Origin of the sequence: Vibrio sp. 10N.222.55.C6 (genome assembly GCF_041473395.1) — a bacterium.
GTDB classification, from domain to species: domain Bacteria; phylum Pseudomonadota; class Gammaproteobacteria; order Enterobacterales; family Vibrionaceae; genus Vibrio; species Vibrio crassostreae_C.
This window is the reverse complement of record NZ_JBFRSD010000384.1, coordinates 1-421: the sequence shown is the minus strand read 5'-3', so window position 1 is coordinate 421 and position 421 is coordinate 1. Positions and strand designations below refer to the sequence as shown.

Annotated in this window: 1 pseudogene; it reads left to right on the top strand. The window is 40.4% G+C overall.

The window, feature by feature from the left end:
- Window positions 1-359: pseudogene (locus AB4486_RS24230) on the top strand (hypothetical protein); the annotation flags it as partial.
- Window positions 360-421 lie beyond the last annotated feature (62 nt).

Sequence of the window (421 nt, the reverse complement as noted above, 5' to 3'; positions counted from 1 at the left end):
ATACTGCACTGGTAGAAGTACAGCTAAACCAATTACAGGTTGAGCGAGATACGATGCAACTTGAGTTGTCAGATCTCAAAGCTGAATCATCAAGGCTGACTATTCTCACTCAATCGCTAACACAAACCGTAGTGCCAAAACTGGTTGATATCTTTAAGAAAGTGGTACTTGCGATCAATGCTAAAGACAGAGGCGTATTAAAAAAACAAAGCGAGTACCTGAGTTCTGTCTTGAACTCAGTGCTAGACCTACCACCAGGTCTATCAGATAAAATCGTAAATGAGGTGGCTTTGCTGAAAGCGCCTGAAGCAGTGGCACCGAACAATGACCATACCGTTACAGATCATCCTAATAAGTAAGTTAGTCACGCAGCTTACTTTACTAACTAACCATCATAATAATTAAAACAAAGGTATAAACC